The 6,228-nt window shown below is 44.4% G+C and carries 4 protein-coding genes and 2 pseudogenes; 2 read left to right on the forward strand and 4 right to left on the reverse strand.

Features of this window, described 5'->3' with window-relative positions:
* Positions 1–360: 360 nt before the first annotated feature.
* The 3 genes from H6G00_RS03405 to H6G00_RS03415 are packed head-to-tail and all read right to left on the reverse strand — an operon-like array spanning position 361 to position 3,281.
* Positions 361–1,188 carry a metal-dependent hydrolase gene (locus H6G00_RS03405; protein ID WP_190795638.1) on the reverse strand — a complete coding sequence of 276 codons (828 nt, stop codon included), beginning with the start codon at positions 1,186–1,188 and terminating at the stop codon, positions 361–363.
* 48 nt (positions 1,189–1,236) lie between these two features.
* Positions 1,237–2,649: an amidase gene (locus H6G00_RS03410; RefSeq protein WP_190795639.1), complete on the reverse strand. Its 1,413-nt coding sequence runs from the start codon at positions 2,647–2,649 to the stop codon at positions 1,237–1,239.
* A gap of 14 nt (positions 2,650–2,663) precedes the next feature.
* Entirely contained in the window at positions 2,664–3,281 is a 618-nt protein-coding gene (locus H6G00_RS03415; protein ID WP_190795640.1) for a TetR/AcrR family transcriptional regulator, read from the reverse strand.
* Between the two features lie 202 nt (positions 3,282–3,483).
* Between H6G00_RS03415 and H6G00_RS03420 the strand changes: the two are divergent.
* A pseudogene (locus tag H6G00_RS03420) lies at positions 3,484–4,176 on the forward strand (IS6 family transposase).
* A gap of 115 nt (positions 4,177–4,291) precedes the next feature.
* Here H6G00_RS03420 and H6G00_RS03425 read toward each other — a convergent pair.
* On the reverse strand, positions 4,292–4,705 hold the full coding sequence (locus tag H6G00_RS03425; RefSeq protein ID WP_190795641.1) for a hypothetical protein: 414 nt from the start codon (positions 4,703–4,705) through the stop codon (positions 4,292–4,294).
* Positions 4,706–5,805: 1,100 nt separating this feature from the next.
* Between H6G00_RS03425 and H6G00_RS03430 the strand changes: the two are divergent.
* Positions 5,806–6,125 (forward strand): annotated as a pseudogene (locus H6G00_RS03430) (DUF1016 N-terminal domain-containing protein); the annotation flags it as partial.
* Between the last annotated feature and the right edge of the window lie 103 nt (positions 6,126–6,228).

A 6,228-nucleotide genomic window follows, 5' to 3' on the forward strand; every position in this document is an offset into this window, starting at 1 on the left:
TAGTTGTCGATGAACGTGACTGTACTAACGGCTTGGCGGGGTGTAACCATTGCCCTATCTAACTTTGGAGAAACTCACTCTTATTTTACTCCGCCTAGAGTGATGAAAGAGGGCTATAGAGTTACAAGCTTCCTAAAGAGATATCCCAAGATCACCAAAAGCTGGGATGAGCCCCAGCCAGGAGGATAAGTTCCTGGTCTGTTGGCATACGGTTCTGCTGGATTCATTTGGTTCAGCTACAACGAATTTACGTCGTTTCAGTTACTCCCCAGCGAGAGTGAAAGAGGGATAGATCTCTACAGAAGAGATTTTCTACCCTTTACAAAGTAGGACTGCCTCTTAATTGATATTATCATTCGTTCATTCCCTAATAGTTTTTGCAGCAGAACTCAGCTGAGAACAAGAAATCCTCTCAAACACGTTTTGGCAGAGAAACAGATTATTTCTTTGAGATGGATGAAAATCACTTCGGCAGTAAACAAAGAAGTTAGACAACGCTTTGAAGAAAAATTTTTCTTCTATAAAGAGGAATTGAATTAAACTTTTCCATGTTCTAAATTTAAACAGTTGCTTGTCTTGGGACAGTAGAATGACTAAACCCAAACTAACTGCTCCTAAAATCAAAAGATGGGCGTTGATTAAGCCAAGAATCCGTAGTAAATAGCTTCCTGAAGTCCTTAAAAAAACATCGTAAGCTACTGTCTTATGCTCAAGCTCCTCTGCAAAATGCCATTCAAAAAGGTTTTTTAGCTGCGGATCTGCATTTGCCAAATAATCAGACCTAAGCACAAATTCGGATAAGCAATCTGTAAAATGCTCAAATCCAGCAACTGTTGATATATAAAACTCTGGACTAAAGCGCTGCTTTTTAGGAATAAATACTTCTAGGATTCGAGAAAAAGTATCTAGCTGATATCCTTGCTGACGAAGTAAACTCCAACATTCATTATGGGCAAGTGCGTGTTGTCCTTCTTGGCTAATAAATGCAATCACATCACTTTTAAGTTTTGGATCTTGAATCTGGTTGAGCTTTCCTTTAAAGACACGAATAGCTAACTGTTCTCCTTGAGGAAACAAAAGTGTCAAGCTATTAAAAAAATGTGTTTTGAATGGACTATTATCCAACCAATGTCTATCAAGTTCGGATGGAAAAGTAAGGTGTATCTGTCGCACGACTATTTGGGACACTGTTCTAAACTCCTTAATCAACAAAGTTCTTTTGGCAGACAATATCCTTCAACAAGCAAATATTGGACGGTTTTGGCTCCAAGGTCTTGCTGTTTCAATTTGGGCCGCTAACGCAATAATTGTTGTTTCATCTCCAGGACGACCAACTAATTGAACGCCTAGTGGCAAACCGTTCGGGGTAAAGCCTGATGGGATAGCGATCGCAGGTTGCCCCGTGACATTAAATGGTGGACAGGGTGTAATCCATTGAATAATATTTTCTAATTCTTTAGCGGCTGGGAGTTTTGCCCATTCCCCCACTCGAAGCGTAGGATGCATGACAACGGGTAACACTAATACATCAATCTTGCTCAAGTCAGAGACGATTCGGCGGGCAATTGTGTGCAGTTTCATCATCGCTTGGGAATAAGCACCACTTGGGCGAGAACGCGCTCGCTTCAACAAAAAACGATTTAGCTTCCCTAGAAAAAATCGCGGAACTCCAACATCAACAGTTGCTTGCCAAATGATTTTCAAGGGGTCAATCAACTCTGAGAAATTTAACTCAACCTGCTCAACTGAGTGCCCTAATTCCTCTAAAAGTTGAACAGTATCCACAACTGCCTGTGTACAAATCGGATGAGCGGCACCAATAGGACTCATCGCTGTCGCAAACCCAATTCTCAAACCTGTAGAGGTTTGTGTTGTTGCCTCTAAAAATGAAACGGATGGAGCAGGTAACCAGTATGGATCACCCAGGACATAGCCAGACATCACATCTAGTAATGCCGCTGCATCAGCAACTGTTCGCCCTAGCGTCCCCTCGACCCCAAAACCCCCTAGTTTTTCACCCAATGGAGCTGAAGAGATTCGTCCTCTCGACGCTTTGATTCCCACCAGTCCACAGCAAGCCGCTGGAATCCGAACAGAGCCGCCCGCATCGCCTCCTTGAGCAACCGCGCATAACCCAGAGGCAACTGCTGCCGCCGATCCGCCACTGGAACCACCAGGCGTATAGGTCAAATTCCAGGGGTTGCGAGTTGGCGGAAAGCCCCTCGATTCAGTGTAAGGGGACGTGCCGATTTCAGAAGTGGCTGTTTTACCAAGGATTGTAAAGCCTGCTTGCCGGATGCGAGTTACAAGCCCTGTATCTTCTGTCGCAACTCGCTTTTTCAGTAGATGAATGCCATAAGTGCAGGGTACTCCTGCCACTGGAGCAAAATCTTTGATAGCAATAGGGACTCCAAAGAATGCTGGCAATGAAGAGGGTTCTATATTTGAAGCTGCCAATTGTTCGGTTTTTGCTTTCGCCTCTGTAATAGCTTGCTCCGCCATCACGGTAAAAAAGCTATTTAAGGAACTATCGAGTTGTTCAATGCGATCGAGGTAAACCTGTGTGAGTTCAAGTGGAGAAATGACTTTAGTGCGGATTAGCCGAGCTTGTTCCAATGCAGGAATAAATGCCAGATCAGTAGAATTCATAGTTGATATGCTCCTTATCCCTCAGCATCCTGTTTTGGGTTGCGACGATGTTTCATCTGCTGTTGCAGCAGTCCATCAAGCAATGTGTTGATCATGCGTTCGTAGCTCTCGTCAACAGATTGTGAGAATACAAATAAGCCCACTTGCTCTGCTTGAATGAAGCCGTGAATGGAGGCTAGGAGAATGCGAATGGTATGAACGATATCATCAGCACATAGGTCAAATGGCTTAAGCAGCGTTGTGTAAAACTCGACCGCAGAAGTGAGATATTGAGCAAATTCTGGATGATCTAGCTTGAATGGATTGGTCGTTGTCACTGCATAAAGCCTGGGATAGCTTTTAGCAAAGCTACGCAAGGCATGGGCAACTGTTTTTAAAGCCAGTGTTGGTTCTTCAATATCAGCGACTTGCTGCGTCACAAACTCTGCTGTCCGTCGATATCCTTCTACGGCTACAGCAAGGCGCAATGCCTCATTTCCAGCAATATGATTGTAGAGTGATGGAGGTTGAATTCCGAGTTCTCTTGCAACACGGTTAACCCCTAATGCTGGCTCGCCCTCCCTCTCAAGCAATGCGATCGCAGCATCAACAATATCTTTCTCAGTCAATGTTTGACCTTTGGGACGAGGCATATCCTGTCCTCATAAACTAATTTCATTAGTTTTTACTAATGAAGTTAGTTTGTCAAGTATTCGTTTACTAGTGCCACAAAGTTACCGACGAAGTAAATGTTTTTGTGCCCAAAGTGCAGCTAGATATGCGCGATGGTATTGTCAAGTTAACGCTGAGGTAGAATAATCGGACTGATTCCACCTTGTTCGCGGCTCCCGGTTCATGTACTCTCGTCATCGCTTTCCTGGCGAAATCATCAGTTATTGTGTCTGTCTTTACTACACCTTTCCCCTGAGCTACCGGGATATTGAAAAGATGATGCTGTACCGGGGCATCGAGGTGACGTACGAAACGATTCGGGAATGGTGTCAGAATTTTGGGTAGCCATACGCCAACGGGCTTCGGCGCAAACGACCCTACCTCACCGATAAATGGCATCTCGATGAAGTGGTGGTAACGATCAAGAAACAACAATATTACTTGTGGCGGGCAGTAGATTGGGAGGGAAATGTGCTGGATGTCCTGCTCCAACGGCAACGGAACACCAAAGCAGCGGAGCGATTCTTTCGTAAGCTGCTCAAAAAACAAGGCTTTGTGCCACGAGTAATCGTCACTGACAAACTCAAAAGTTACGAGGCTGCCAAGAAACAAGTGATGAAGAACGTGGAGCATCGGCAGCACAAAGGGCTGAACAACCGAGCCGAGAATTCGTATCAACCCACACGAGTCAGAGAACGGCGAATGAGGCACTTCAAATCTCCCGGACAAGCCCAACGCTTCCTTTCTGCTTTTGACCCGATTCGAGGACACTTTCACCCGAAGCAACATGAACTGAGTGCAAAACGATACCGAGAACAGCTACGTCAACGCTTTGAAGATTGGCGAGAAATCACTTGCTTGACAGTTGCTGTGTAACATTGAGCAACGCTGCAGGGTTCAAGGATTATCGTGCTTAATTTTGAATATAAGCGGTTAAGTTGACGATACCCCTGAAGATTGTCCAACTCAATTGTTTCTATAAACTGATCACTTAATACAAGGATTGATAGTTACAAACTCCATTAGAGTCCCATTGCAGTTCTGCTAGAGCAATTACACATCCTGAAATCACAATTCCCGTCAGCAAAATTTGCCAAGGTCCTACAAAAGGGAGCAACCCGATTGCTAAAAGGTGAATTGCACCACAGATAAGAATAAGGCGTGAACGCATTCCCAGTCCTGTGATTAGGTACCCAATTCCACACAACCCCAACCACAGAGGACACAACTTCATCAGTATCACCCCCCAACCGTACCACACGCTTAGGTCGGTCACGATTGTTCCAATTAGCATCAACGTTAACCACGTATATAAAATCCAGGCTAGTTTCTCTACATTTGTATAGCGCCAAGCTAGACATGCCATTCCAAAACTACCCAGTCCCGTCAGGACTGAAGTAATCATAGCTTGGGTTATCCAACTTAAGGGTAGAAATTGCGCGACTGCGAAAATACTGGCAGTAAGCACTCCCCAGCTTAAGCAGGCTAGATCATGGCGCGTGTAGAACGACGACCACAATACGGTGAAGCCTAAATTCCACTGAACATACCGGACATTTGGAGATACAGGTACATTTGCAACAGGTTGTTTACGGGAAATGAGTGGAACTTCAGAGTTGAAGAAGGCCATTATTTTTATCGATGTAAACTTGCTGATATTTAGTTTGTTCAGAAATAGCTCTGCTCAACTCTATCGGCAGCGTCACTTAGTGACCTTCAAAAGATAGAAATTACGAGTTTTATCTGTTAAAGCTCCTCTATCTGTTCTAAACCTTTGGAATTATGAAGGTGAAGAATTATTTGCTGAAAATAATGTTACTCAGTAACATTATGCTGAAGCTACTATGTTCTCAGAAAGGTTCTGTCGCAAGAATTTTTAATGATGACTGAGCGGCATCATTCATATTGCTTTATGCAGCAATTTCAAAGATTGATTCAACAATTCTTGCTTGATATACACTGTTCCCTCGATGGACTCCATTCACCTGTTCTTTTCTAGTCATGTTCAGCGCTTCAATTCTGCTCAGGGTTCTGCTTGCGCTATCGAAGACTTGAACTTCATCATCGGTCTTGGGGTAGAAAGTGACGCCACTTGAACGGAGCAGAAGTAGACATCGGAGGGCAAGGAGGGAAGTTTGAGCCTGCTTACCTTACCATTAGCTGGTTTTTGCGACACAGCCACAAAGTCTGCATCGCTAAGGAAAACACCTAGCTCATCACGCACCTGGATAAAGAGATTTCCTTTTGGAAAAGATGCCCGGAAGGGGTTGAGGTTGAAGCGACATGATAAAGAACTTTCTTCATGGGTTAGCCTCCTATCCTTTTCAATGCCTCATGCCTATGGCTTCTAGCTCAACTTTTCTACATGATTTGGTTAAATGATTTTTCTCTCATTGATTCGTCAACGGTATCGAATCGTTGTCATACCCGCATTTGGGTTGAGGGCGGAGAAAATAAACCTCTCTAACCTATCATTATTTGCGACACTACTCATTTATACGTTCCATGAGCAAAGACCTCTTATTCGGTGACTACAATAATTTCTTACATCAGTTGAAAGAGCGGATTCGCAATGCCCAAATTCGAGCAGCATTGGCAGTCAACCGAGAACTGGTCGTGCTTTACTGGCAGATTGGGCAGGAGATCTTAACGCGCCAACAAGCACAGGGGTGGGGGGCTAAGGTCATAGTAAACTGGCGGAAGACTTACAAAAAGCTTTTCCAGAGATGAAAGGCTTTTCCCGTACTAATCTGCTTTACATGCGCGCGTTTGCGGAAGCTTACCCAGATGAGCAATTTGTCCAGCAGCTTGCTGGACAAATTCCCGTGCGCCAGGCATGGCCAATCACTTGGAGGTGAAAGTCCTCTACCCAACCTGATGGAGGTGAAGGGTTAGCGAAATGCAAGGGCAACATCGTGAGGTGTTGTC

Origin of the sequence: Leptolyngbya sp. FACHB-541 (assembly GCF_014695875.1) — a bacterium.
In the GTDB taxonomy this organism is placed as follows: domain Bacteria; phylum Cyanobacteriota; class Cyanobacteriia; order Elainellales; family Elainellaceae; genus JAAUTN01.